Annotated in this window: 21 protein-coding genes; 14 read left to right on the forward strand and 7 right to left on the reverse strand. The window is 37.3% G+C overall.

The window, feature by feature from the left end; genetic code table 11:
- The first annotated feature begins 2 nt into the window (after window positions 1-2).
- The 5 genes from B154_RS0112800 (at window position 3) to B154_RS0112820 (ending at window position 8,450) form a co-directional block, all read left to right on the forward strand.
- Entirely contained in the window at window positions 3-707 is a 705-nt protein-coding gene (locus B154_RS0112800; RefSeq protein WP_018614653.1) for a DUF3823 domain-containing protein, read from the forward strand.
- A 192-nt stretch (window positions 708-899) separates the two neighbouring features.
- Window positions 900-2,753, forward strand: a complete 1,854-nt coding sequence (locus B154_RS0112805; protein ID WP_018614654.1) for a glycoside hydrolase family 2 — start codon at window positions 900-902, stop codon at window positions 2,751-2,753.
- Window positions 2,753-3,811 (forward strand): family 43 glycosylhydrolase, encoded by a 1,059-nt coding sequence (locus tag B154_RS0112810; RefSeq protein WP_018614655.1) that lies wholly within the window; start codon window positions 2,753-2,755, stop codon window positions 3,809-3,811. Before B154_RS0112805 ends, B154_RS0112810 begins: the two co-directional genes overlap by 1 nt.
- 64 nt (window positions 3,812-3,875) lie before the next feature.
- Window positions 3,876-5,951 (forward strand): beta-L-arabinofuranosidase domain-containing protein, encoded by a 2,076-nt coding sequence (locus B154_RS0112815; protein ID WP_018614656.1) that lies wholly within the window; start codon window positions 3,876-3,878, stop codon window positions 5,949-5,951.
- A 51-nt stretch (window positions 5,952-6,002) separates the two neighbouring features.
- The gene (locus tag B154_RS0112820; protein WP_018614657.1) at window positions 6,003-8,450 is read left to right on the forward strand and encodes a glutaminase domain-containing protein; all 2,448 of its coding nucleotides are present in this window, start codon (window positions 6,003-6,005) and stop codon (window positions 8,448-8,450) included.
- 244 nt (window positions 8,451-8,694) lie between these two features.
- On the opposite strand, the gene B154_RS0112825 is transcribed toward B154_RS0112820, so the two are convergent.
- The 3 genes from B154_RS0112825 to B154_RS0112835 form a co-directional block, all read right to left on the reverse strand.
- A complete protein-coding gene (locus tag B154_RS0112825; RefSeq protein WP_018614658.1) occupies window positions 8,695-9,240 on the reverse strand; it encodes a hypothetical protein in 546 nt (181 codons plus the stop codon).
- A 290-nt stretch (window positions 9,241-9,530) separates the two neighbouring features.
- Window positions 9,531-9,734 (reverse strand): hypothetical protein, encoded by a 204-nt coding sequence (locus B154_RS0112830; protein ID WP_018614659.1) that lies wholly within the window; start codon window positions 9,732-9,734, stop codon window positions 9,531-9,533.
- An 84-nt stretch (window positions 9,735-9,818) separates the two neighbouring features.
- The gene (locus B154_RS0112835) at window positions 9,819-10,298 is read right to left on the reverse strand and encodes a hypothetical protein (protein WP_018614660.1); all 480 of its coding nucleotides are present in this window, start codon (window positions 10,296-10,298) and stop codon (window positions 9,819-9,821) included.
- Window positions 10,299-10,959: 661 nt separating this feature from the next.
- On the opposite strand from B154_RS0112835, the gene B154_RS0112840 reads away from it, so the two are divergent.
- From B154_RS0112840 to B154_RS0112850, 3 genes are all read left to right on the forward strand, one after another.
- Complete coding sequence (locus B154_RS0112840; protein WP_018614661.1) at window positions 10,960-12,033, forward strand: 3-oxoacyl-ACP synthase III family protein; 1,074 nt, start codon at window positions 10,960-10,962, stop codon at window positions 12,031-12,033.
- A gap of 342 nt (window positions 12,034-12,375) precedes the next feature.
- Complete coding sequence (locus B154_RS0112845; protein ID WP_157580687.1) at window positions 12,376-12,810, forward strand: hypothetical protein; 435 nt, start codon at window positions 12,376-12,378, stop codon at window positions 12,808-12,810.
- A 258-nt stretch (window positions 12,811-13,068) separates the two neighbouring features.
- A complete protein-coding gene (locus tag B154_RS0112850) occupies window positions 13,069-15,156 on the forward strand; it encodes an alpha-L-fucosidase (protein WP_018614663.1) in 2,088 nt (695 codons plus the stop codon).
- A 190-nt stretch (window positions 15,157-15,346) separates the two neighbouring features.
- Here the strand turns inward: B154_RS0112850 and B154_RS0112855 are convergent, their stop codons facing one another.
- Complete coding sequence (locus B154_RS0112855; RefSeq protein ID WP_018614664.1) at window positions 15,347-16,522, reverse strand: chromate transporter; 1,176 nt, start codon at window positions 16,520-16,522, stop codon at window positions 15,347-15,349.
- 54 nt (window positions 16,523-16,576) lie between these two features.
- The gene (locus B154_RS0112860; RefSeq protein ID WP_018614665.1) at window positions 16,577-17,431 is read right to left on the reverse strand and encodes a chromate resistance protein ChrB domain-containing protein; all 855 of its coding nucleotides are present in this window, start codon (window positions 17,429-17,431) and stop codon (window positions 16,577-16,579) included.
- Window positions 17,432-17,610: 179 nt separating this feature from the next.
- On the opposite strand from B154_RS0112860, the gene B154_RS0112865 reads away from it, so the two are divergent.
- The 5 genes from B154_RS0112865 (at window position 17,611) to B154_RS30710 (ending at window position 25,679) form a co-directional block, all read left to right on the forward strand.
- A complete protein-coding gene (locus B154_RS0112865; protein WP_018614666.1) occupies window positions 17,611-18,567 on the forward strand; it encodes a DUF1259 domain-containing protein in 957 nt (318 codons plus the stop codon).
- A gap of 359 nt (window positions 18,568-18,926) precedes the next feature.
- Window positions 18,927-19,919, forward strand: coding sequence for a YncE family protein (locus B154_RS0112870; RefSeq protein ID WP_157580689.1), 993 nt, complete (start codon window positions 18,927-18,929; stop codon window positions 19,917-19,919).
- Window positions 19,920-20,325: 406 nt separating this feature from the next.
- Window positions 20,326-20,892 (forward strand): hypothetical protein, encoded by a 567-nt coding sequence (locus tag B154_RS0112875; RefSeq protein WP_169337665.1) that lies wholly within the window; start codon window positions 20,326-20,328, stop codon window positions 20,890-20,892.
- Window positions 20,893-21,207: 315 nt separating this feature from the next.
- The gene (locus B154_RS30705) at window positions 21,208-24,042 is read left to right on the forward strand and encodes a cadherin-like beta sandwich domain-containing protein (RefSeq protein ID WP_018614670.1); all 2,835 of its coding nucleotides are present in this window, start codon (window positions 21,208-21,210) and stop codon (window positions 24,040-24,042) included.
- 359 nt (window positions 24,043-24,401) lie between these two features.
- On the forward strand, window positions 24,402-25,679 hold the full coding sequence (locus B154_RS30710) for a sensor histidine kinase (protein ID WP_018614671.1): 1,278 nt from the start codon (window positions 24,402-24,404) through the stop codon (window positions 25,677-25,679).
- A gap of 260 nt (window positions 25,680-25,939) precedes the next feature.
- Here B154_RS30710 and B154_RS28475 read toward each other — a convergent pair whose 3' ends face one another.
- The gene (locus B154_RS28475) at window positions 25,940-26,155 is read right to left on the reverse strand and encodes a hypothetical protein (protein WP_018614672.1); all 216 of its coding nucleotides are present in this window, start codon (window positions 26,153-26,155) and stop codon (window positions 25,940-25,942) included.
- A gap of 15 nt (window positions 26,156-26,170) precedes the next feature.
- Here B154_RS28475 and B154_RS0112895 point away from each other — a divergent pair, with 15 nt between their 5' ends.
- Window positions 26,171-26,449 carry a sensor histidine kinase gene (locus B154_RS0112895; RefSeq protein WP_071595283.1) on the forward strand — a complete coding sequence of 93 codons (279 nt, stop codon included), beginning with the start codon at window positions 26,171-26,173 and terminating at the stop codon, window positions 26,447-26,449.
- Here the strand turns inward: B154_RS0112895 and B154_RS0112900 are convergent.
- On the reverse strand, window positions 26,446-26,970 hold the full coding sequence (locus B154_RS0112900; protein ID WP_018614674.1) for a hypothetical protein: 525 nt from the start codon (window positions 26,968-26,970) through the stop codon (window positions 26,446-26,448). The genes B154_RS0112895 and B154_RS0112900 overlap by 4 nt on opposite strands.
- Between the last annotated feature and the right edge of the window lie 21 nt (window positions 26,971-26,991).

Here is a 26,991-nt window from a genome sequence, read left to right on the forward strand (position 1 = left end):
TCATGAAAATTAGATATTATTATATTGTTTTAATAACGTTATCCATTGCAGTTATTTCATGTAAAAAAGATAACTACGACGCTCCTTCGTCTACCTTGAAAGGACGCCTCGTTTATAAGGGCGATTCAATTGGGGTCGAAAGAGACCAGGTGCCTTACGAACTATACCAATACGGTTTTGGTAAAGTTGGCGCCATTGCTTCTTCTTTTGCTCAGGACGGTAGCTATTCTGCTCTTCTTTTCGACGGTGATTATAAGTTAATTATCCCTGGTGGTCAGGGCCCTTTTATGTGGAAGCAGACCGCTACAGGTGCGCCAGATTCCCTGGCTATCACATTAAAAGGTAGCCAGACTTTAGACCTTGAGGTTACACCTTTTTATATGATCAGAAACCCTCAAATCACGGGTTCTGCAGGTAGTGTTTCAGCTTCTTTTAAAGTAGAAAAGATTGTCACTGATTCTGTAAATCAAAAAGATATAGAGAGAGTTTCGCTTTATATTAATAAAACACAGTTTGTTTCTGGCGGTGATAATATTGCAGCCATAGACCTGGGCGGGGCAGATATTGCTGATCCAAATAATATAACTTTAAATGTAACGGTACCGGCGATCGTACCCACTCAAAATTATGTTTTTGGTCGTATTGGAGTTAAAATTGCCGGTGTTGAAGACATGATTTTTTCACCGGTTCAAAAGATTCAGTTTTAATATTTTTAATACAATTATTATCTTTTAAAATTTAATAATTAAGTCTTACCTAACTCTTACACATAGTTGATTAGTAAAAGATTTTCAATATCTCCTTATCCTTATTTAGAATTGAACGACCAGCAATTAAAAAAAATTTGCTTGTAGGTCGTTCAATTTGCATATAGAACACAATTATTTACTAAACTAAAAATGAAAGTGAAAAAATATTTATTGATTTCGTTAACCGTAGCCTTTTCTTCAGTTTATAGCGTTGCACAGCAATCAGCATGGAAGATCGCAGGAAACAAAATCGTAAGCCCCTGGGCAGAGAAAGTTAACCCGACAAGTCCTTTGGCAGAATATCCAAGACCTCAAATGGTTCGCAGCATTTGGAAGAATTTAAACGGCCTTTGGGATTACTCCGTTCTACCAAAAACAGAGGCTATGCCATCGTCTTACCAGGGAAAGATCCTTGTTCCTTTTGCAGTTGAGTCTGCTTTATCAGGGGTTGGAAAAACAGTAGGGAAAGACAGCTTGCTATGGTATAAGTCTACTTTTTCCGTCCCTTCATCTATGAAAGGAAAAAATGTGCTATTGCATTTTGGGGCAGTGGACTGGCAGACCGAGGTTTACCTTAACGGAAAAAAAGTTGGAACACATGAGGGAGGATATGATCCATTTACATTCGATATTACTTCAGCTATAAAAAAAGGGAATCAACAACTTGAAGTAAGAGTTTGGGATCCAACTGATGAGGGTCCTCAACCGCGCGGCAAGCAAGTGAAAAATCCTGAGGGAATATGGTACACACCCGTAACAGGAATATGGCAAACCGTTTGGATCGAAGCTGTTCCTAAAACCTATATTGCTTCTACAAAGCAAACTCCTGATATTGATAAGCAGACACTTACCGTGGCAGCTAATGTCGAAAACCTGCAAAGCGGAGACGTGGTGAAAGTTTCGGCATGGGATGGCATTAACAAAATTGCCGAACAATCAGCAGATGGAAGTGCACCTACTACATTGACTGTTAGTAATCCAAAACTTTGGTCACCGGAAAATCCTTTTTTATATGATTTAACCGTTTCTGTTGTACGAAAAGGAAAGGTGTTAGATGAGGTGAAAAGTTATTTTGCCATGCGTAAAACTTCACTTGCGCCTGATGCAAACGGCATTCAAAGAATGATGTTGAACAATAAGTTTGTGTTTCAGTATGGCCCTTTGGACCAAGGTTGGTGGCCTGACGGATTGTATACGGCACCAACAGACGAAGCCCTCAAGTTTGACATTGAGAAAACCAAAGAAATGGGCTTCAACATGATAAGGAAGCACATTAAAGTAGAGCCGGCACGATGGTACAACTACTGTGACAAGTTAGGCATGGTGGTGTGGCAAGACATGCCGAGCGGTGACCTGGGTAACCAGTGGGAAAACCGACCCGGTGTTATTGATAGAGCTACAGACAAAGATCGAACACCCGAGTCTGAAAATTATTATCGTAAAGACTGGAATAATATTATCGACGCACTATACAACTTTCCTTGTATTATAGTGTGGACGCCTTTTAATGAAGCCTGGGGCCAGTTTAAAACCGTAGAGATCACAAACTGGACTATGCAGAAAGATCCTTCAAGATTGGTAAACAGCGCAAGCGGGGGTAATTTTTATACTGTAGGACACATTGTTGACCTTCACAATTACCCTCATCCTGCAATGCCCCGTCCCGATCTTTTTGGATCGAAACAGGCCGTTGTTCTAGGCGAATTTGGCGGTTTAGGTTTGCCGCTCGAAGGTCACACCTGGATAGAAAAAGGTAACTGGGGATATAGAAAATTTTCAACGGCGGACAGTATGTTTACTACTTATACCTCCTACACAAAAAGGTTGGCAGAATTAATCAAACTGGGTTTATCAGCAGCAGTTTATACACAGACGACTGATGTGGAAGTAGAAACAAACGGTTTTATGACCTATGACAGAAAGGTTATAAAGATGCCGCTTGATAAGTTAAAAGAAGTAAACAGTAGACTATATGATCCGCAGCTAAGTGCTAAAAACCCTTAATGGAAAGAAAGATAATCCCCTTCAAAAATTGCTTAGCGGTATTAGTTGTTTTTATAATAAATATCGTAGAAACATCTGCGGGTATAGCACAAGATAGTCCCGTTTCCAGGGTTCATATTGCTCCCGCGCCATTATATCGCGATCCTGTAACCGATGGTGCCGCTGATCCGGTTATTATATGGAACCGTCAGGAGAAATCGTGGTGGATGTTATATACACAAAGACGAGCGAATTTGGATGCTGCTGATGTCGCTTATTGTTACGGAACACCTATCGGCATTGCATCTTCGAAAGACAATGGGCAAACCTGGGTGTACAGAGGAACACTCAAGCTCGACTTCGACCCGGGTGTAAATACATTTTGGGCACCTGATGTTGTATACCACAACGGCGAGTATCATATGTTTGTGGTGTATATAGAGGGAGTTAGAAATCACTGGGGAGGGGTGAAGCGAATGGCTCATTATACAGCAAAAAATTTATGGAATTGGAAGTTTCAGGGCTTTTTGAAGCTAACGTCGGAAAATGTAATTGATGCATCACTTTTCCAGATGCCTGATGGCAAATGGAGGATGTGGTATAAGGACGAAGCTAAAGGAAGTGCGATTATGATGGCCGAAAGTAGTGATCTATATAAATGGAACATTAATACAACCCCTGCTATCGCTGGCGCACAGGAAGGTCCAAAAATATTTCATTTCGGAGAATACTACTGGATGCTAACAGATGAGTGGCACGGAATGAGGGTGTACAGATCAAAAGACTGCAATATTTGGGAAAAGCAGGGTGTAATACTGGAAGGGCCATCACAACGAGAAGAAGATACGCCAAGCGGGGCACACGGAGACGTTATTGTAGTTGATAATAAAGCTTATGTTTTTTATTTCACTCATCCCGGCCGCAAATCACATTCTGAAGCTCCTTTGAATACTAACGGAGTTGTGCCCTACGGTCTGAGAAGATCGTCGATACAAGTGGCTTCATTACAAATAAAGAATGGTACTTTAGTAACAGACCGAAATAAGCCTTTTGATTTTTGGTTGAATAACTTGCAATAAGAACTGCTGTGGTGATATACTTTTGAGAAGTCCTCGGTAGTCCTCTCCATTAAAAAAATATCGAATGAAAAAAATTATTTTCTGTTTTGCCTTTCTTTCTGTTTTAGGATTTAAAAATTCTGATGATCGAAGCGGTGATTTTATCGTTTCAAATGTTGACGTTCCGCCGACTTCATCTTCAAACAGTTTCTATGCCGGGAACAAAGCTCCATTAACTCCTTTGAAATTTATAAAGCTACCGGCAGGTTCCATAAAACCTCAGGGATGGATCTTGAAATACCTCGAATTGCAGCGGGATGGTTTAACTGGCAATCTTGGCGAAATAAGTGCATGGCTTGATAAAAAAAATAATGCATGGTTTAGCGGTAACGGTAAGGGTGATCATGGATGGGAAGAAGTGCCTTACTGGCTGAAAGGATATGGTGATTTGGGATATATTTTGCAGGATCAAAAAATTATTGCAGAAACTAAATTATGGCTCGATAAAGTATTTCAGAGTCAAACTCCTGACGGTTATTTTGGACCACATATTGTCGAAAATCAACACCAGGAAAATAAAGGCGAGACATACGACTTATGGCCCAATATGATCATGCTTTGGTGCATGCAATCTTATTACGAATACAGCAAGGATCCCCGTGTTATTCCTTTCATGACAAAATATTTTAAATGGGAGTCTAAATTGCCTGATGAAAAGTTTTTGAAGATATACTGGGAGAACAGCAGGGGAGGAGACAATTTATACAGCGTCTATTGGTTGTATAATAGAACAGGTGATAAATTTTTACTTGATCTGGCCGAAAAAATTCATCGTAATACTGCTAATTGGTCTCAAAAGAATAATTTACCAAACTGGCATAATGTAAATATTGCCCAATGTTTTCGCGAACCTGCTACCTACTATATGCAGGTTAAAGACACTGGTTTTCTCAATGCAACCTATAATGATTTCTACCTGGTAAGAAATATATACGGACAAGTGCCCGGTGGAATGTTTGGGGCAGACGAAAATGCACGAAAAGGTTATGACGATCCAAGGCAGGCAGTGGAGGTATGCGGCATGGTGGAGCAGATGGCTTCAGACGAAATATTAACCGGGATAACAGGCGACCCAATGTGGGCCGATAATTGTGAAAATGTTGCCTTCAATACTTATCCTGCAGCAGTAATGCCCGATTTTAAAGGTTTGCGTTACCTTACTGCACCAAATATGGCAATCAGCGACAGCCGTAACCATGCTCCGGGTATTCAAAATGAAGGTCCTTTTTTAATGATGAATCCTTTCAGCAGTCGTTGTTGTCAGCACAATCATGCTCAAGGCTGGCCTTACTATGCAGAACATCTTTGGATGGCAACCCCTGATAATGGTATAGCTGCTATTTTGTATAACAGCAGTGAAGTAACGGCCAGGGTTGGTAAGGGAAAGGGACAAACTGTAACTTTAAAACAATACACAAATTATCCTTTTGATGACCATATAAAAATTGAAGTAAACACAAAAGGTGACGGCAATTTTCCTTTATACTTACGTGTTCCGGGATGGTGCGAAAAGGCAAACGTTTCAGTAAACGGTAAAATAGCAAACGTTTCTCTTAAGCCAGGTTCTTATGCACGCATAGAGAAGAAATGGAAGCAAGGCGACGTGGTGGAATTAATTCTGCCAATGCAATTAAAAAAAGAAACATGGGAAAAGAATAAAAACAGTGTTAGTATAAATTATGGTCCCCTAACATTCTCCTTGAAAATTGATGAATATTATCGCGTGGGTGATAATAAAAAGGTACAAGGTGATTCGAAATGGCAGGCAACTGCCGATCCTTCTAAATGGCCTGCTTATGAAATCTATCCTGCAAGTATGTGGAATTATGGCCTTGTCGTTAATAATTCTCCACTAGACCAGCAATTTGAAATTATTAAAAAGCCTTGGCCAGCCAATAATTATCCGTTTACACCTGATGCAGTGCCACTTGCTCTAAAGGCAAAGGGAAAAATTATTCCTGAATGGACGCTGGATAAATATGGCTTGTGCGATACTTTGCCACAAAGCCCGGTCTCTGTTACAACCAAAGAAGATCAGATAGAGCTGATCCCAATGGGGGCAGCGAGATTACGCATTTCAGCATTACCGGTGGTTAACTAAGGTTTGTTGGACTCATTTTAAAGTATTATCGAAAACGCTAAATGAATTTTTATGAAATTGTTGCAGTTTAGAAGAATTGCTTTTTGTTTGCTCGTTAGTCAGCAGGTTTTTGCACAGGTGGATAAAGCGCCTGCTTATCCTTTGATCAATCATGATCCGTATCTTAGTTTGTGGTCGTTCACTGATAAATTAAATAAATCGCCAACCAGACATTGGACAGGAACGGAACAGTCTATGATAGGAATGATAAAAGTGGATGGCAAGGTGTACCGTTTTCTGGGAAAGGAAGAAGAGCCGATGCAAACCATTCTGCCAGCAGCGGACGAAAAAGCATACGCTGCTAAATACACAGAAACAGAGCCGGCAGACGGTTGGATGAGTGCAAATTACAATGATAGCAAATGGGAAACAGGAACCGCTCCGTTTAGTGATGATAAAACAAAAGCCAAAACTTTCTGGGGAAGTAAAGACATTTGGGTTAGAAGATCGTTTACGCTGAATAACGCGAATGTTCATCAGCTTTTTCTAAAGTTGCATCACGATGATAATGTCGAGGTTTATCTAAATGGTGAAAAGGTTTATACATGCGATTGTTGGAATGGCAAAGTTGAAAATTTTCCTTTGGAAGATGCGGTTAAAACAAAGCTGAAGAAAGGACAAAATGTTCTTGCTATACATTGTGCAAATACAAAAGGAGGCGCTTGGTTAGATGCAGGCCTTGCTGATAAACCGGCACCAAAATCTTCTTCTGAAATACGACTTGCTGAGCAAAAAAGCGTAGATGTAAAAGCTACCCAAACAGCTTATACATTTACCTGTGGCGCCGTAGATCTTGCGGTCACTTTCACTTCGCCTTTAATTATGAGCGATCTTGATTTGCTGTCGCGTCCGGTATCTTATGTTTCTTTTAAAGTCCGTTCAAACGACAACAAACAACACAACGCGCAGGTGTACTTTGGTGCTTCATCGGCTATAGCTGTTAATGAGCCATTTCAGACAGTGAAAGCGCAGGAATATACATCAGGCAATTTGAATATTTTAAAAGCCGGAACCATAGAACAACCGGTTTTACAGAAAAAAGGTGATAACCTTCGCATCGATTGGGGATACATGTACGTCGCAGCAACGAAGTCGGCAAACGCTGTGCAAAGTATCACTCCCGGACGCCCCGCTTTTTCTGCTGCAGCAACTCCTAAAAATTTAACCGGTAAAAATTTATGGTTAAATACCATCATTCCTTTTGGTAAAGTATTAGGTAAGGATAAAGAAAAAATGGTGATGTTGGGTTATGATGATCTTTATTCGATCCAATACTTTAAACAGAACTTGCAGCCATGGTGGAAAAAAAGTCGAGCAACAATTGAAAAGGAAATGGAAAATGCTTCAACAGAATATAGCTCTATACTTGCTAAATGTGATTCTGCAAATAAGACAGTTTATGATGATGCTGTAAAAGCGGGCGGCGAAGAATATGCAAAATTATGTGTGATGGCTTATCGTCAGTCTATTTCGGCTCATAAGCTCGTTAGAAGTCCAAAAGGGGAAATTTTATTTTTATCTAAAGAAAATTTCAGTAATGGTTCTATCAATACGGTAGATGTCACATATCCTTCTGCACCATTATTCCTTGTATATAATCCTGATTTGTTAAAAGGAATGTTAAACGGAATATTCGAATACAGTGAAAGCGGAAGATGGACCAAACCTTTTCCTGCTCATGATCTCGGAACTTATCCGCTTGCAAATGGTCAGACATATGGAGAAGATATGCCGGTAGAGGAATGTGGAAACATGGTAATACTTACGGCAGCAATCGGTAAAGCCGAAGGTAATGCACAATATGCCCAAAAGCATTGGGAAACGATGAGTAAATGGGCAGACTTTTTAGTAAAAGAAGGTCTCGATCCTGCCAATCAATTATGTACCGATGATTTTGCAGGTCACCTTGCAAGAAATGCCAATCTATCTATAAAAGCAATAGTTGGCGTTGGTGGGTATGCTATGTTAGCAGACATGTTGGGAAAGAAAGATGTAGCTGAAAAATACCGTGGATTAGCTAAAGATATGACTACAAAATGGCTGGGATTAGCAGATGCGGGAGATCATTATGCTTTGACTTTCAATGATAAGAACACCTGGAGCCAGAAATATAATATGGTTTGGGATAAATTGTTGGGTTTGAATTTATTTCCGCAGAAAGTATACGATGAAGAAGTTGCTTATTATTTAAGCAAACAAAATCAATTCGGGTTGCCTCTCGACAGCAGGAAGACTTACACAAAATCAGACTGGATCACGTGGACGGCTACGTTGGCTAAGAATGAAAGCGATTTTAAAAGCTTAATAGACCCGGTATATAAATATGCAACAGAAACACCAACCCGGGTTCCGCTTAGTGATTGGCACGAAACGACCGATGGTAAGCAGGTCGGTTTCCAGGCGAGAAGTGTTGTAGGAGGATATTTTATAAAGGAGCTTGAGAAAATGTGGATGAAGTAATCTTAAATGGTTCAGTAGAAACACAGGCTGCTATATCATAACCTTAGGTTATTTTATAGCAGCTTTTTGCAGCGGTAAATCCTCGTGTTTGTACAGCTCCTGCCTTGATGAAGATTTCCCGCTTTATAGATCTTTGACTTGCTCTATCCTTTATTACCGGCTTAGATACTACAATTTATCGACTCATGCGTCTTTGACGTAAGTACTTAAGCTTACATAAGTTGGAATCGTTAGTTCTAAAAATCTATACTTTAGTTACTATTAGTTTAGAAGGATGCGGTAGTTCCTGCACCGCCTTATTAATTATTTGACACCAGTAATCGGCCCTTTTTCTAATAAACGAAAAGTCTTTCATGCCATCTTTGTACTCGTATAAAACGAGGTTGGCTTTTATTTGGCTGTCGACTAAAGTTACTTGTATTTGCAGCTTGCTTACCAGCTTATCAACCTGTACGGGTTTACCTTTTCTCTGTTCGTAAACATAAGTATCTTCAGTGGTTACGTTAACTGTGTTTATTTTCCATAAATCAATTAAAGCTGCTTCTTCTTTTTCCTGGCTTAAATTCATATAAAGGAGAACAAAGTTTGCCTCATCAAGTGCCAACAAATAATCGTTTATCGTTTCCTTTTCGCTTATTTCAAGCTTGTTTTTCCAAACGCAATCCGCAAATGCTGCTTTTTGCCGTGCAATTTTTTTATTGTTGCCTTTTCTATGCAATGATATAAATACGATAATGAAGAAGAATACTGTACATAAAATAATGGCAGCGATTAGTAGTGTTGAAGACATAATAATATTTTTTTCGGTAATTACCCAGTTTTGATAATAGAGTTTTTACAATGATTTTCTATTGAAAGAATTGGATAAAAATTGTTTATTTTGATAATGTTACCAGAAAGAATGATGACGGTAAATGGTTTCAACTTCTCATTAATTAATGCATATTGATTGAGCCAACTATCGCTACAATAAACTACGCATCGTTACGGGTTTGCCTTATTTGAATAGTTAGCCATTCAAATGAGCCTAAAAAACATCTTCGTAATTCGAATTAATGTTTTCGGGAAATTGAACAGCGTCTAACGACAGGAGTATTTACGTAAGGCGCCATGTCTTCTTATGACATTATAAATAGCAATAAGAAGTAATGGTAGTGTTATAACTAATGTCGCATACCACTTTTCATTTTGAATAAATGCAATTTTTAAAATGAAAGCATTTATAAAAACAAGAAGCAGTATTATAGTACCACCTATAGAAGTTTTTTTTTCTTTATCTAACATGATGATATTTTTTAGGCGTTTAAAAGGAGGTTGCACATTGGTGGAAAGCAACTGAGTTAAGAATTAACCTTCCATCATGGTGAACTAAACGATTTTTATGCTATCTCTAATTTGAATGGGCAATACTTTAGAAACAATCGTTTCCCACTTTTTAGCTTTTGCCTCCAATTGTTCGATATTAACTTGTTGCTCCTTCCTGGCATCAAAGAAGGGAAGGGAAAGTGTACCTGAACCATTTTTAAAAACAAAATGTAAGAAGATGCTTTTTAAAAACTGATGTAGTTTTTTTGTCTTTAATTCTCCTGCGTTTATGCTGTGATATTCTTTTTTAATAGTACACTTTTCCAAATTGTTTAAATTAATAATTAAACATGATGAAGTATGAGGAGTAATTTTTGCATATAACAGCTTTCTTTTTGCAACATCTAACGCAATAACATTACCACCTACTTCCTCTTTGTTTGAAATATCGAAGCTTCTTCTTTTAGCAAGTTTTGTTATGTTCCACAGCCTTTTTATTCTGCTATTAAGATTCTTAGAAAAGGGCACTATAATCGTTGTCATCCTTTAGAATATTTTAATTTATTGAATAATTATTTGAGCTCCCCGGCCCGCAGAAACAGTAATTTCTATAGCCGGAATAGTAATGAATTGGCGCCAAATAAATTTTGTAAGAGTAATTAATGTATCAGTTATTAATGCTATTGTAATGATGCTTTTAGCAGCAAAACCTTTCGCTGGTTTCGAGATATAATAATTGAAACGTTGACGTAATAACTGAAAAGAAACAATGACTTCCCCGTGCCTCGAAGAATATAGTTAGGCCGGGGTTATAGTTTTAAAGGCTTTGAGGCTGGAGTAGTAATACATTGCTGAATTGAAAGGAAGAAATTCAGTAAATGAACAGGTAAAACAATCACGGGTATCGAGTACTAAGTGATACTTGTTTATTGTTGAAAAGTTTATATTTATTGCCTTACCTGGCATGAAACAAACATAATCAATTAAAACTAATAAAATGGTTAAAACGAGACATTTTATTTCCTAGTAATCGCACTTAACACATGGACTGCCTACAAATTTGTTTGTTTATCGAACTTCCACTAATCCTTCGATCAGGTATATTGCTATGGTGCAAAGTAGACTAGAGAATGAAAAATATCTCAAAGTTCTGTCTCTTAATTATACCTTCATATTATAATAGTAAAAAAGTCATTATAGAACTATGTTTCGATCAGTAATTACCGGAACCGGAAGTTATATTCCCACTGAAGTAAAAACAAACTCACAATTCTTTTCTCAAACATTTTATACAGAAGAGAAGCAACAAATTAAACTTGACCCAAAAATAATTGTTGATAAACTGGAAAAAATAACCGGAATAGCTGAAAGGCGTTATGTTTCTGATAATCTGAAAACTTCAGATATAGCTACAATGGCGGCAAAGTTAGCTATCGAACACAGCGGAATAGATCCGGAAAGCCTGGATTTAATAATTGTTGCACAAAATTTCGGCGATATCATTAAAGGTACATTACAAAGTGATGCGGTACCAGCACTTGCCAGCAGGGTTAAACACAATTTAAAGATTAAAAATCCAAAATGTATTGGTTACGATATTTTGTTTGGTTGTCCCGGGTGGATACAAGGCATTATACACGCGGATGCTTTTTTCAAAGCGGGTATAGCAACTAAAGCATTGGTAATAGGAGCAGAAACATTGTCGCGTATAATAGATGTATATGACAGAGATAGTATGATTTTTAGCGACGGTGCAGGTGCTTCAGTTATTGAATATAAAGAGGTACAGGAAAATGGAAGCGGTATTCTTTCTGCTTCCACCTTGAGTCATTGCGAAGAAGAAGTAGATTATATAAATATGGATACTTCCTACTTTCCTGAACGCGATCCCACTTTACGTTATATGAAAATGAAAGGCAGAAAAGTGTATGAATATGCGTTAAAGAATGTGCCGCCAGCTATAAAAGAATGTATAGATAAAAGCAAGGTAAATATAGAAAATATTAAAAAAGTTTTTATACACCAGGCTAATGAGAAAATGGATGAGGCGATTATCCAGGCTTTATATAAACTGTACGGGTTTAAAGAGGCTCCAAAAGATATAATGCCCATGAGCATCGGTTATCTTGGCAATAGTTCTGTTGCTACAGTTCCGACTTTATTTGATCTTGTCTTGAAAGGGAAAGACGATCGACACTTTATACAAGAGGGAGATGTAATTGTTTTTGCATCTGTTGGTGCTGGTATGAATATAAATGCAGTTTGTTATAGGTTGTAAAGCGAAATAAAGTGCATCGAAGCTTTTGAAGCCGTCAATTTATTACTTCGTTGCGCCTTTTCTTTTTAATTCTTTTAACCCCTTTTCTGCAACTTAAGTTTCTCAACATACACACCTACGATACCACTTCGTTATCTGTAAATTATAACCTTCAAGAGAGGATAATGTTGTTTGATAGCGATCAGTATTATGATATGCTGCTACGGTAAATTAACTATCGCTTATCTTTTTAACCTATTCCTTTTATCCACTTTGCTGCTTATATTGTGAATAGTTTTTTCACAGTTTTCCTGCTAGCAGCAAAATTTTCGCGGGTGATATTCAATCGAAACTAAAAACTGTATGAGTTTAAGAATGATTAAAACCAGTGCTAAAACTTCAAAATGGATTATCTATCTTATCCTGATAATTATTGGAGTAATCATAATTCTTCTTTGCAGTATAATACAGAATGTATCAGTACCTGTAAAGGGAGAATATTACTATTCATCTTTTTTAAGAAACAACTATACTTTGCTCTCAAACGTCTACTTCTTTATTACCGGATTTTTACTTGGATATTATTACAAGCTTAATCCCTGGTATTGCGGAATATGCCTGTTTTTGATTTTCCCATTAACATCAATAATAGAGGGAGTTGTTTTTAAGGGCAGCCACAACCTTATACCATTCGAATTTGTTTTTCACTTTTTAATGGCTCTCCCAACTGTAATTGCAGTATATATTGGGAGATTTGTTAATAGAAAAGTTGCAAAACGAAAAGTGCAAGATGTATAAATAATATAAGGCAGAATTAGCAGAACATGGAATCAAGAAGTTTGAGCCTGTCAAGGGATTTATTTTTCACTATGCTTCTGTTCAGGCAAAGGAAATTTTATTGTCAGGACAATTATTAATGTCGAATCTCGGTAAATTTTAATGATCCTTTTGATTTTTTGGAATATAAAAATGAGTTTAAAACGAAACACTTTAAATTTCCGTTTTTTAATAAATTAAACCATCGAAAAGGTAAAAACTCACCTACGAGCCAATCACATGAATTATAAAAGTCTACTTTTAGCGTTTCTCCTGGTTGCTAGTTTACATTTTTATGCATTTGGCCAGGTAAATGCGCCAAAGCCTTACGGACCTTTACCTTCTGAAAATCAAATGGCATGGCAGCAGATGGAATATTATGCTTTTGTGCATCTTTCCGTTAATACCTACACCGACATGGCTTGGGGAAATGGTAATGAAGACCCTAAAATATTCAATCCTACTTCGCTCGATTGCAGGCAATGGGCTCGTACTGCTAAGGAGGCTGGGATGAAGGGTATTATTCTTACAGCCAAACACCATAGCGGTTTTTGCTTATGGCCATCAAAGTATACCGAATACTCTGTAAAGAATTGTCCCTGGAAAAATGGTAAAGGCGATATTGTTCGAGAAATGTCAAACGCCTGTAAAGAATATGGATTGAAATTGGGTATTTATTTATCACCCTGGGATAGAAACAGGGCAGACTACGGAAAACCAGAATACATAACTTATTTCCGAAATCAGCTGAGGGAATTACTGACTAACTACGGAGATATTTTTGAAATCTGGTTTGATGGAGCTAATGGCGGCTCCGGCTATTATGGCGGTGCCAACGAAACACGTAAAATTGATCGTACAACCTACTATGATTGGGCGAATACTTACAAACTTGTACGTGAATTACAACCCAAAATAGTCATCTGGAATGACGGCGGAGAAAGGGCTGACCTTCGATGGGTGGGAACTGAAGCAGGGTATGTTGGCGAAACAAACTGGAGTTTATTAGATTCAACCGGCGATGTACCGGAAAACATGCTTCGATATGGATTAGAAAATGGTAATAAGTGGGTACCTGGTGAAGTAAACACTTCCATCAGGCCTGAATGGTTTTATCATAAAAAAGAGGATAGTAAGGTAAAAACAGTACCGCAGTTGATGGAGATATACTACAACTCCATTGGTCGTAATGCTACTTTGCTCTTAAACTTCCCGATCATGCCAAGTGGATTGATTCATCCAAAAGATGAAAAAGCAGTAATAGAATTTGGGCAAGCCGTAAGGGAAGCATTTGCTGTAAATTTACTTAAAGGGGCTAAAGCAGAGAGTTCTGGTTTTCGGGGAAAAGATAAAAAATTTGGAGCAGACAAAGCCATTGACCAAAGCAACGAAACTTATTGGACCACTGACGATAATGTTAAAGCCGGCTCGTTGACAATGACCTTTACAAAGCCTGTTTCTTTCAATCGTTTTCTCGCACAGGAGTATATAAAACTAGGACAGCGTGTAAAATCCTTTACAGTAGAAGCTTTTGCAGATGGAGCATGGAAAGAACTGGCCAAAGCAACCACCATTGGTTATAAACGTATTCTTCGCTTTCCCACGGTTAAGGCTACAAAGCTTCGCTTTACTGTTACCGATGCAAAAAGTTGCCCGCTTATTTCCAACATCGAAGTTTATAATGCTCCGCAAATATTGGCTCCGCCAACTTTAATTCGTGAGCGTTCGGGCGATGTGAGGATTATACCTGCAGACGCTGAATCGCAGTTATATTATACAATGAATGGCAGTACGCCTACGATTAAATCTTCAAAGTACAATGGCCCGATAAAAACGAATGATGGCAAAGTCGTCATGAAGACTATTGCTTATGATCCGAAAACGGGAAAGACGAGTGCATTAACAGAAGAAAAGTTTGACATAGCCAGGAAGTCGTGGAAGATAATTGGCATTAGTGATGATAAATGTTATAATATACTCGATGGCAATCCTGGCACACAATGGTACCAGGATAATAGCAAGAAAATGCCAATTGACCTGGTCATTGATCTTGGTAAGATTGAAAACGTAAGTGGCTTCAAATACCTGCCTGACCAAAACTGGTGGGCTTCAGGTATCGTTACAAAATATGCATTCTTTGTTTCGTCGGATGGCGTTGAATGGACAAAAGCTGAAGAAGGTGAATTTGCGAATATTAAAAACAATCCTTTGTTACAATCGAAATCATTTGCACCCCGCAAGGCACGATATATAAAGTTGCAGGCTTTACAAAATACTCAATCCGACAACAAAATAGGGTATGCCGAGTTTGACATAATAACGCAATGATGTAAACTTCTGCTACTTTATTCCATTCTGGCTGTTTCAATTTCCTTTCCGCAACAGATGTTTTAAAAATCGAAAAATTAATTATGAAGCATCGTTACCTTAGGGCAATCAAGCAAAAAAGAAATCGGAATAAATTAAGTTGGATTATTCGAATAAGCAAAATGACAAATTGCCTTTAAAGGCAATAATATTAAAGGACTAGCTTTAATATTATTCCTATGAGTGCTGCTACTAAAATGATGTAAGGTTCTTTTACCTTCATTTTTAAGAGAATGACAATGGTCGCACTTGCGATTAAAGCAGTTGGAATGTCTTTTATTGTACGAGTAGCAATCACAATTACCGAACCTGCTAATGCTCCTACAACGGCTGCTGTTATCCCATCCACAAAGGCTTTTATGCTGGGATGTTTGCCGTACTTGTGAAAGTAGGGGGCTGGAAGAATTGTAAATAAATAGCACGGTAAAAAAGTTGCTAACGCTGCCACTGTGGCTCCGGGAAAACCTGCTACCAGGTAACCAATAAAACCTACTGTAATTACCACAGGTCCAGGTGTTATCATGGCTACTGCCACTGCATCTATAAATTCATGTTCGGTTAGCCATTTGTATTCTGTAACGACACCACCATGCAAAAAGGGAACAATTGCTAAACCACTTCCAAAAACAAACGCACCGGCCTTTGTAAAGAACCATGCTATTTTGCGAAAAGTGTCCAATTCATAATTTGAGAGCCCTATTTGAAATAGTAGTACTGAGTTTGCAACTAAAGACTTCTTGATCCATTTTGGTGGCGCTTTTGAGAACATATAAAATAATCCTGCTGCAACAAACATTAGCACTTCTTCCTGTTCTGTGATGATAGTGACTACTGCCGCTACGATAAAAAATAACCAAAGAAGCCAATGTTGAGCAAAAGAATTTACATTAAATTTACTGATTGACTTCTCCGTGAGTTTGTAACTGCTTATTATGATAATACCCACCACTGCTGCTCCTACGCCGTAAAACACGGCCTGCATCCATGGTAAGCCGCCAAATATTTTATAAGCCATGCCAATTATTACTACCATAAAGAATGAAGGAAGCACAAATGCTAATCCACATAGGGTTGCGCCTAATGTTTTGTAGTGCACATATCCTAAATAGATGCCTAGCTGCGCTGCTAACGGGCCCGGCGCCAGTTGTGCTAGTGCTAATCCATCTTTGTATTCTTCATCCCTTATCCATTTTTTTTCTTCTACCAAATCCCTATGCATATAGCCTATTAATGCTACAGGACCACCAAAGCCTGCGTAGCCAAGTTTGAAAAAATATTGGACTAACTGTTTTAAAGTGTAGCAAGGTTGTAATGTCCTTTCCTCCATGCTTGATTTTGTTCACAAAAGTGATAAAGAGAGAAGCATGTAAATAGAATGTAATTAACCTTTTGTATCTACTTTACCTTTCGCTCTGTCTTTTTTATAAGTTGATGGGTTTTTGCCGGTATGCTGTTTAAATATTCTTGTAAAGTGGCTTTGGTCTGAAAAACCTGTGAGGTAAGCGATTTCGGTAAGTGAGTAGTTATTTGTATCAATAAGTTCTATTGCTTTTTCAATTCTTAACTTTCTTATGTATTCACCAAATGATAGATTATTGAAGTGTTTTGAAAACTCTCTTGAGAGATAAGAAGGGTTGATGTCGAGGCTTTTTGAAATTTCTGTAAGGCTAAGGTTTGTATCAATTTGGTCTTGTATAATCCCTTTCAATTCTTTCACCCAATCAGGTGTTTTCTTTTGTGACGCCTTTTGCTTTATAAATTTGTTGAAAACGTCGATGAATAAATGGTCTACCGGGTTTTGTGTATGTTTCTCATTTTGAAGATGTTTAGCCCAGCTATATAATGCATCATAAATAATCATTCCTTTTTGAAGCAGTTCATAATCATCCTTTGTATTGTATGCCAATCCTGCTGATATCGCCCATAAGCCTGAGGCCTGGCTGGCAATATCTTGGCGGTCGGTGTCTGCACCTCTTACTATTACAGCTAAGGTTTTTATTGCAGTGTCTTCAATTTTGTGCTTTTCGACAATATAATCAAAAGTGCATTTATCTTCATAATGTGAGTATTCAACATCGGGAACATCGAAAGGGATTGCATCTAATGTTTTTGCTTGTTCGTTAACCTTATCAGCCGGTACATAGATAAATTCGGCTTCTTGATCGATAAAGTTCTTTATTAGCCAGGGACAAGCAATACGGTCTATTTTTGGTCGTTCCCTTGTTATCCACTTCATTCCTATATTTTAATACTAAAGTTCGTAAAGTAACAGTATGTAAAACAAAAATTACTTACGTAAAGAATATACTAAAGGTCAATTCTGTTCTATTTTATTGATAGTAAAAAGGCTACCATTGCTACATTTCATGATACCTTTTTAGTAATTTAACTTAAAAAATCTCAAATAAATAATTTATGAATAGCGCAATGAAGCAGAAAAGAACAAGTGCTCTTTTTGGCTGTTTTTTAATATTAATGGGTCTAAGCCAGGTATCTATTGCCCAAAACAGAGGAAATTTAAAAACCTTGGATACACTGGTGTTAGAAAAGGTGGTGGGTATAAAAGGAAAATCAAATAATGGAGAGTATAAGATCACAATCCCTCAAAATGACTTAGATGTAAAAGTAGATGGATTTAAAATCATCCCGGCGATGGGATTAGGAACGTGGGTAGCTTTTACGCCGACAAAAGATGGGGCAATGGTTATGGGCGACATTGTTGTTACCGAAACTGATTTAGGGCCAGTGCAACAGGAAATCATAAGGCAGGGTTTAACTAGCACTGCGATTCATAATCACTTTATCAGAAATCATCCAAACATTTTGTTTATGCATATTGACGGTTCAGGAAAGACTGAATTAATGGCTCAAAAAGCCAAAGCTGTTTTGAATAAGGTGAAAGAATTAAGAGGTGGTGACCCATCGAAGGGCACAGCATCAAGTGAAGCTGTAACAAATACTTTGGACACTAAAAAGCTGGATGACATTTTCGGCTATAAAGCTGAAATGAGCAAAGGGGTTTATAAATATACAATCGGGCGCCCTGATGTAAAACTTATGGAACATGGCGTACCTGTGACTACTTTTTTAGGTTTTAATACATGGGCCGCTTTCCAGGGTACACCTGATAGAGCTGCCGTGGCCGGTGATTTTGTAATGCTTGAAAATGAAGTTGAACCGGTGCTGAAAGCCCTTGTTGAAAGCGGTATTGAAGTCGTTGCTCTACACAACCATATGGTACATGAGCAACCAAAGGTTTTCTTTTTACATTATTGGGGAATTGGACCTGCTGAACAGTTGGCAAAGGGACTAAAAGCAGCGATTGATCAGACCGGAAAAAACGGACACAATGGAATGAAAATGGATATGTAATTTAATATCTGCTCAAAATTGTAAAAAGGATCTTTCCATTAGGAAAGGAACATGTTTTATCTGCATTACTCCCGTACAATGTCAACCTTTTCGACTGTAAATTTAACAAAGCTCCTTTACCACCTTTTACTGTGACTGTATATGTAACCAGTTATAGAATGAGAGATATCCCTTCAAACCTAAACATGGGTGTGCAGTAAGTTTATGCAGTGTTTGCTTATTGTGCAATAATAGGTAGGGAAAAATATAAAAAATGTAAAATGGTAGAAAGGTTGTTGAAACACTTGCCATTTTAATAAAAGCGGGCATCATTTCAAATAAGAAATTGATTTTGAACAATTCGTCCAATGTTTTTGATTATGAGACTTATCCTTTTACAACTATTGATGATTACATGTTTTACAAGATGTAAGGATCAAGCAGATTTCGGTGTTGATAAGCTAAAGTTGGAAAGAAGAATAGAATTGCCTGCTGTATCCGGAAGGATCGACCACATGGCTCTCAATCTAAAAGATAAGATACTCTATGTGGCGGCGTTAGGAAATAACACTGTTGAAGTTATTGACTTACAAAAAGGGATTTTACTGCATAGCATTAATGGTGTGGAAGAGCCACAAGGGATAGCATATATACCAGAACAAAATGAAGTTGCTGTAGCTAGCGGTAATAATGGTGATTGTGCATTTTTTGATGCTTCTACATTTAAAAAGGTAGCTACCATCCATTTAGCTTCAGATGCTGATAATATCCGTTATGATGGAACCGAAAGAAAGATGTATGTAGGGTATGGTAATGGGGGCGTGGCATTAATAGACCCAGTAGCTCATCAACAAATTGGAAATGTAAAACTAGCTGCGCATCCTGAAAGTTTTCAATTAGATAAAAAGAACAATAAGTTATATGTTAACCTGCCCAATGACAATAGTATTTCGGTTATTGACTTAAAAAGTTTTAAAGTTATTGATACATGGAAAATAAGCAGACTTAGGGCAAATTTCTCTATGACTTTAGATACTGCTTCTAATCATGTTATTATAGGATTTCGGCACCCACCTTTAATGGTTGTTTATGATAATAAAACGGGTAAAGAAATAACGCGGACTGACTTAGTGAGTGATGCGGATGATATTTTTTTTGATGCAGCTAAACAGCAAGTGTTAGCAAGTGGTGGCAGAGGGTATATAAATATCTTTCAAAAGGTTTCGGGTAATAGCTATAAGCGTGTATCAAATATCGCTACAAGGGATGGTGCAAGAACTTCTTATCTAATTCCTTCATTGAGAACCTTTGTTGTAGCGGAAAGGGCTGCAAGTGGTAAGAGTGCTGCGATAGCAGTCTATAAAATTCAGTGATTAGTTTTTAAAGTATTACTCTGAGGCCTGTACGGTGGAAGTGAGGCAATGCGACGGTGCAAAGTAAAAATTTCCGATGTTTATCTCGAGTGACAGCGTGCAACACACACGCAATCCCAATACTACGACAACTACCTATTCAAGGGGAATGGACAGAACAGACGTAATAAAAAGTATTCTCTCTCGATACTAAATATCCCGCTAATTTTTATCGTTATTAATTCTATGAAAATTACTTCTTTTATTTCCGGTGTTGCTGCAGCGCTTTTGTCGAATTTCTTTCTTTTTCCGTTGATGGCTAATTTGCAAAAAAAAAAGTCGACTGTTCGTCTTTACAGAACGGCCGTTTCTATTCCTATCCAAAAAATTCAAATGAACGTTTTTAAGTGTACGTGAAAATAACTTAGTGCATGAATACAATCTAGAAAAACGTGACAGCACTCTTTGGAAAATTGATTGGTCCAACGATTGTACTTATTCATTAAAATACATTTCCGGTAATACCCACATGGAACCCGAAATGGAAAGCTTTTTGAAAAAGCATAAAATGGTTTACCAGATAATTAATGTAACTAATGATTACTATGTTTATAATGGTTACATAGACAAAATATCTCGAGATTTTATTCAATCTGACACGATGTGGCTACACGAAAAGACAAGTATTACAAATAACCTTCTATTTCAATCAATAGCTAACGGCCAGACATTAAGAAAAGCACACTTTGGGGATACTTCGAAATATGCTGTGGTGTATGTTTACAGGACGGGAAAAGTAACTAATTCAATGGGTGAATATTTTTTGTACTTTGATAACGAGCCAATGTGTGTGATGAAAAATAAGTCGGGCTATATGTTTAAACTGTTTAAAGAAGGCAATCATGTAAATCACAGCGATTGCAGCATGGCGAGTAAGCGGATAATTTTAGGAATTGCTAAAATAAGAGGCATGATTCTCTTTTATTTTTATTGATTTTTACGCTTAGTCCTTTGTAAGGAAGTGGCGTAAAACAATAACAAATTTTGTCTATTAGTCAGCCTGCCGATTTTTTTTGAGATGCTGTGTTTATTGATATTGTTTTTATTTTTTAAAGAGCCCCGCTGTCTCCGTATCCTTTATACACCTCATACTACTGCTGCACATGTGAGCGGAATGGTACATAGCAAGTAATAGTTGATTTTATAATTGCTGTTCACGCATCAATTTTCTGGTCGTCATCTTCTGTTTTAAAAACGGACAATTTTTTTTTAGCTAATACGTTATCTTAAAATAACCAACCAAACCTCTATGAGAACAATTTTAGCTATTGTAACTATTGTATTTTTTTTTAATTTATCAGCCAAGGCTCAATTTTCAAATTATTATTCTGCCGGAAATTGGTCAGCTTCATCAACATCTAACGGAACAGTTGATTCTTCTAATAAGCCAACTAGTGTTAAAATAGTTGGAAGTGACGGTAATAAGGTCAATGCAATCACAAGTTTTACTATGCCCTCCCTTGCTACTGGTAGCTGGTCTTTTACCTGGAATTATTCTACTACTGATGATCCTAGTACAGATCAGGCATACGTTTCAATCAATGGCGTACGTAGTTTATTAACATCTGATGTAGGAGGGCAAATACAATCGGGTAACTATACCGGAGTAATTAATGCTGGTGATGTTTTTGGGTGGGGGATTGACGCAACCGATGATTGTTGCGGTAATGGTATCCTTACTATTTCAAATTTTGTTCCTCCTGGTGGAGTGTTGCAAAAAAGTACTAACGCAAACCTGTCTGCTCTTTCCCTTAGTGCTGCAACTTTAGCGCCTGCCTTTGCTTCAGCTACAACAGGTTACTCAGCTTCTGTTTCTAATACTACCAGTTCAATAACTGTTAAACCTACAGTTGCAGATGCAACAGCTACTGTTACAGTTAATGGGGTAGTAGTAACAAGCGGAAATGCTTCAGGAGCTATTGCATTAAATGTCGGAAGCAATACAATTACAACTGCAGTCACAGCAGGGGATGGAACAACAACGAAGACGTACACCATTACTGTTACAAGGGCAGCATCCTCTAATGCCAACCTTTCTAATTTGTCTATAAGTAGTGGAACCCTTACGCCCGTATTCGCAAGCGGAACAACTTCATATACTGCTTCAGTTGCAAATAGTATAACATCAGTTTCGCTTACACCTACAGTTGCAGATGCAACAGCTACTGTTACAGTTAATGGGGTAGTAGTAACAAGCGGAAATGCTTCAGGAGCTATTGCATTAAATGTCGGAAGCAATACAATTACAACTGCAGTCACAGCAGGGGATGGAACAACAACGAAGACGTATACCATTACTGTTATAAGGGCAGCATCCTCTAATGCCAACCTTTCTAATTTGTCTATAAGCAGTGGAACACTTGCGCCTGTCTTTACAAGTGGAACAACTTCATATACTGCTTCAGTTGCAAATAGTGTAACATCGCTTACGATAACTCCTACAGTTTCTGATGCAACAGCTACTGTTACAGTTAATGGGGTAGCGGTAACAAGCGGAAATGCTTCAGGAGCTATTGCATTGAATGTAGGAAGCAATACAATTACAACTGCAGTTACAGCAGGGGATGGAACAACAACGAAGACTTATACCATTACTGTTACAAGGGCAGCATCCTCTAATGCCAACCTTTCTAATTTGTCTATAAGTAGTGGAACCCTTACGCCCATTTTCGCAAGCGGAACAACTTCATATACTGCTTCAGTTGCAAATAGTATAACATCGCTTACGATAACACCTACAGTTGCAGACGCAACAGCTACTGTTACAGTAAATGAGACCGCAGTAACAAGCGGAAGTGCTTCATCAATTCCTTTAAGTGTTGGTAGCAATACAATTGCTGTAGTGGTCTCATCTCAGGATGGAACTAAAAATACATACACGCTTACGATAACACGAGAAATAAGTACGCCATCTGTTCCAAATCTAACCAAAAGTACAGATTTAGGTATGAGCGATACAGATAATATAACAAGTAACAGTACTCCTGTCTTTGTAGGATCTGCAGATCCTGATGCAACCATATTTTTGTATGACGGAAGCTTGGAAATTGGCTCTGCTATAGCAGATAATTCTGGAGCTTGGGCTATAACTACGTCTGAACTTGGCGATGGAATTCATTTGATAACATCAAAAGCAACACTAAATGGATTGGAAAGTGAATTGAGTAATGCATTGTCTGTGACAATTGATAAAGAGGCCCCAGCAGTAAATCTAATAAGCAGGCTAAATCCTGATACTACAACTACAACCGCAACAACAATTGCTTATCGAATAACTTTTTCTGAAAAAGTAAGTGAAATCACTGTCAGTGATCTAACCTTAACAACTTCGGGTTTGGTTTCCGGTATTATATCTTCTGTATCATCTGACACCGGAACCGTTATAGACGTAACAGTAAGTAATATAGAAGGCGAAGGTCAACTAGGTCTTAAAGTTAATGACAATACAGGCATTACAGATATAGCGGGAAATACAGCCTTAGGTAGCTATACAAACAGCGAAGAATATACGATAGTTGCGTCCAGCACACTGCCTGTTACGTTGACTGATTTTAAAGCTTATGGAAAGGGAAATGAGGTGCAGGTTACATGGAAAGCTACCGCTGAAATCAACGTTAAAAGGTATGAAATTGAAAAAAGTGCAGGCGGGAGAAGTTTTATGAAAGCGGGAGAAGTTTTATCACGCGAAAATGGTATCAGTACTATTTACAAATGGACAGATAATCATCCTGAGCATGGAAATAATTTCTATAAATTGAAAATCATAGATAAGGATGGTACAGCAAAATATAGTGAGACTAGACTAGTTGTTTTCAATGATGATGCAAATTATCTAAAAGTTAACCCCAACCCTGTTACAGACAAAACACTTAAACTTACAATGGGTAACATGGCACCAGGAAAGTACGAGTTGGCTTTATATGACAATAAAGGGCAAAGAGTGTTTAGTAGCTCAATTGACCATAATGGTGAAAGTGCAGCCAAAATTATCCAGCTACCTACATTGCTAACAACAGGCATTTATAACCTTCATCTTTCTAACCATAATTTGGTAATAAATAAAGTGATAATAATAATGAAATAACATTTTTTTAAAAGTTTGAAAAAGAGGATGTTTTAAAATACATCCTCTTTTTTCAAAAATATTTCATTGTTTTTCCATAATCGTCGGGAGTTTTAGAGTAGAATGTTCCAGGTTTTTTGATACCAGGCTATAGAGAATAAAAAAAATCTTTAGGTCATTGCTGTATAATTGTTTACTTTTTTTAATGCTATTAAACGTACCCCATAAAGGCATAAATAGTCGTGTAAAAAGCTTTGCCGCAAAATAATGTGGCAGACGTAGGAATTACAATAATCTATCTGAGTGGCGTTGGATAGTCAGCCTTCAAAAAAGAGAAAAGAACTTCATTTATCATTAATAAAAAATAAAAACGAGCAGGTATGTTTAATAAATTATTAAATGGACTGGTACCTGATTTTTTCGCGAAATATAAAAGAGTGGCTTTTGGAAACTTAAGGTTTTTAAAAGATGTAAATAATTATCACGTTGGTTTTCAAAAAGCTCGCCCTCTCGTAAGAGATGTTTGTGACAACGAGATACAGGAGTTGAAACTTAAATTAAGAAGTGAAGCAGATGATTTGAAGAAAGCACACAACGAATTTGGGAGAATTTTAAACAGTGTAAATCATGGCTTTTTTTCACGCAATATGATTATTAATAATTATACTTATTTGTCTCTTGCGTGCGAAAAAATATACGGATATACTTCCGAAGAATTTTTTAAAAACAGTCGTCTTTGGTACGAAGTGATACTTCCTGAAGACAGAGGGGTTGTGGAAAAGGATGACGAGAGGCTTAATGAGAAAGAAGAAGTATACACACAATATCGCATAATTCGTAAAGACAAAAGTATACGATGGATTGAAGTGACGATAGTGCCATTTTTTAAAGATGAAAAGTTAATCAGGGTAGATGGTGTTGTAAACGACATAACTGAACGTAAACGGGTAGAGGCGGAACGAGAAATGTTGTTAAAAGAAATGACCAAAAACAATGCAGACCTCAAACAATTTTCTTATATTACTTCGCATAACCTGAGGTCGCCTTTATCTAACATAAGAGGTATTCTCAGCTTATTTGATTTTCCGCAGGAGGATTTGCATAACCTGCAAATGTTGGAAATGCTGAAAGTTTCTGTTGAACAATTAAATAAAACTATTGATGATATTTCTCAGATATTAGTTATTAAAAATAATGTAAATCCACAACTTACAAGCATTAATTTAAAAGAGTTCTTCAACCAGGTAATTCAAATTTTTAGCAATGCATTAAATGAAATGGGAGGGGAAGTACTCACAGATTTTAAATCTCCTTCTGTAGTCCTCAATAAAATCTATCTCGAAAGCATTTTTATTAATCTTATTTCAAATGCTATAAAGTATCATTCACCTGATCGAAAGCTTATAATAATTATAGAAAGCAGCTATGATGAAAACGGAAATTTTAAAATTAGGTTTAGTGATAATGGTACCGGCATAGATTTAAACCGACATAAGGACAAGGTCTTCGGTTTGTACCAGCGATTTCATGAGAATATCGAGGGGCAAGGTTTGGGGTTGTTTATTATGAAATCGCAAATAGAAGCTATTGGGGGAAAAATAGTTATAGAAAGTGAACCGGGACAAGGAACACATTTCTTCCTGACATTCATTCAATAATTCTTTGCTCTAATATCGTTTCCCGAAAAAGGTAGGCTTATGCCCGCTGATAAAGGAGTGATGAGGCGTCGCTAATATCGGTTCATTTGCATCAAACTCTTCATCATTGACTTTCTTAAATTAATTGAATATGGAGAAAGCTTTTAGGCAACATTAATTATTTTCTACATTGTGTTCTTTACAGCATAAAACTACCTATCCGGGATAATATTTTTAATACTTAATGCCACTTTTTTTCCCGGGAGATGCTTTCAGAAATCTTATTGATTGTTTGTTTTTTTTACTGGCCATATTTCAGCTACGTTTCCATTGATTTCTTTTCCATCAGGAAATTTAAAGTCATAGTTTCCAACTACACACGCTTTGTCTGCTTGAATTATCATCGCCTTAACCTGCATAGATGTAAAGACTTTTGAAAATCGATTAATCACTTCAATATAGCCTTGTTTCCCAATTACCGGTTCTGTCTTTGTCATTTCGCCACCTATGTATTGAAAGTCGTCTGCTATTGCACTTTTGAACCGTTAGTTTCAGTTACCACAAAAAGATCAGGTGAAGAAGTACAAATTCGGGTAAGAGACAATGGATTGGGTATTCCTCAAAAAGCAGTTGATAAAATTTTTCAACCCTTTTTTACGACTAAACCGGCTGGACAAGGAACGGGTTTGGGCTTGTCATTAAGCTATGATATTATAAAAGCACACGGAGGAGAAATTAGAGTAAGCACTAAAGAAGGTGAAGGATCGGAGTTTATAATTCAATTGAATTAATACGGAGGCGAGGGGTTTAAATTAAAAGATTTGACTGCTGTAACTGATTTAGCTTCAATAAAACCAAAGGAAGGCTCAATTTTATTGCTAAAGCGATAACTTACATAATCAACATAGTTGCCTGCACGGTTCTTACATTTCCTTGGTGTTAAGATATAATCTTCTGAGCCATCTACATTGTGCTCTTGCATAGTTAACAAATCCAGGTATAAATGTCCTTTTTCTAAATTCTTAAAGCGCCGCGCAGGTTGGTTTGTCATTGGTATTAACGTTATTAAACTTCCCAATTGGTTTTGATCTTTATCCTTTGCATATCCTTCCAAAGAATAAATATTATCTTCTAATTGTACAAATGTGAAGTCAAAGTATGAAAACTCCGGGTAAGTATTAAGAATGCCGCTTACTAAATTACCTTTTAGAGTTACAATCGAATATTTGTTTATTTCACCTTGTGCAAATGAGGTAATGACTGCCAACAATAAAAGTACAGTAAGCCCTGTACTTGTTGTTTTTTTATTCATAATAAGTATTTAAGGGTAAAA

The organism is Segetibacter koreensis DSM 18137 (genome assembly GCF_000374045.1).
Lineage (GTDB): Bacteria > Bacteroidota > Bacteroidia > Chitinophagales > Chitinophagaceae > Segetibacter > Segetibacter koreensis.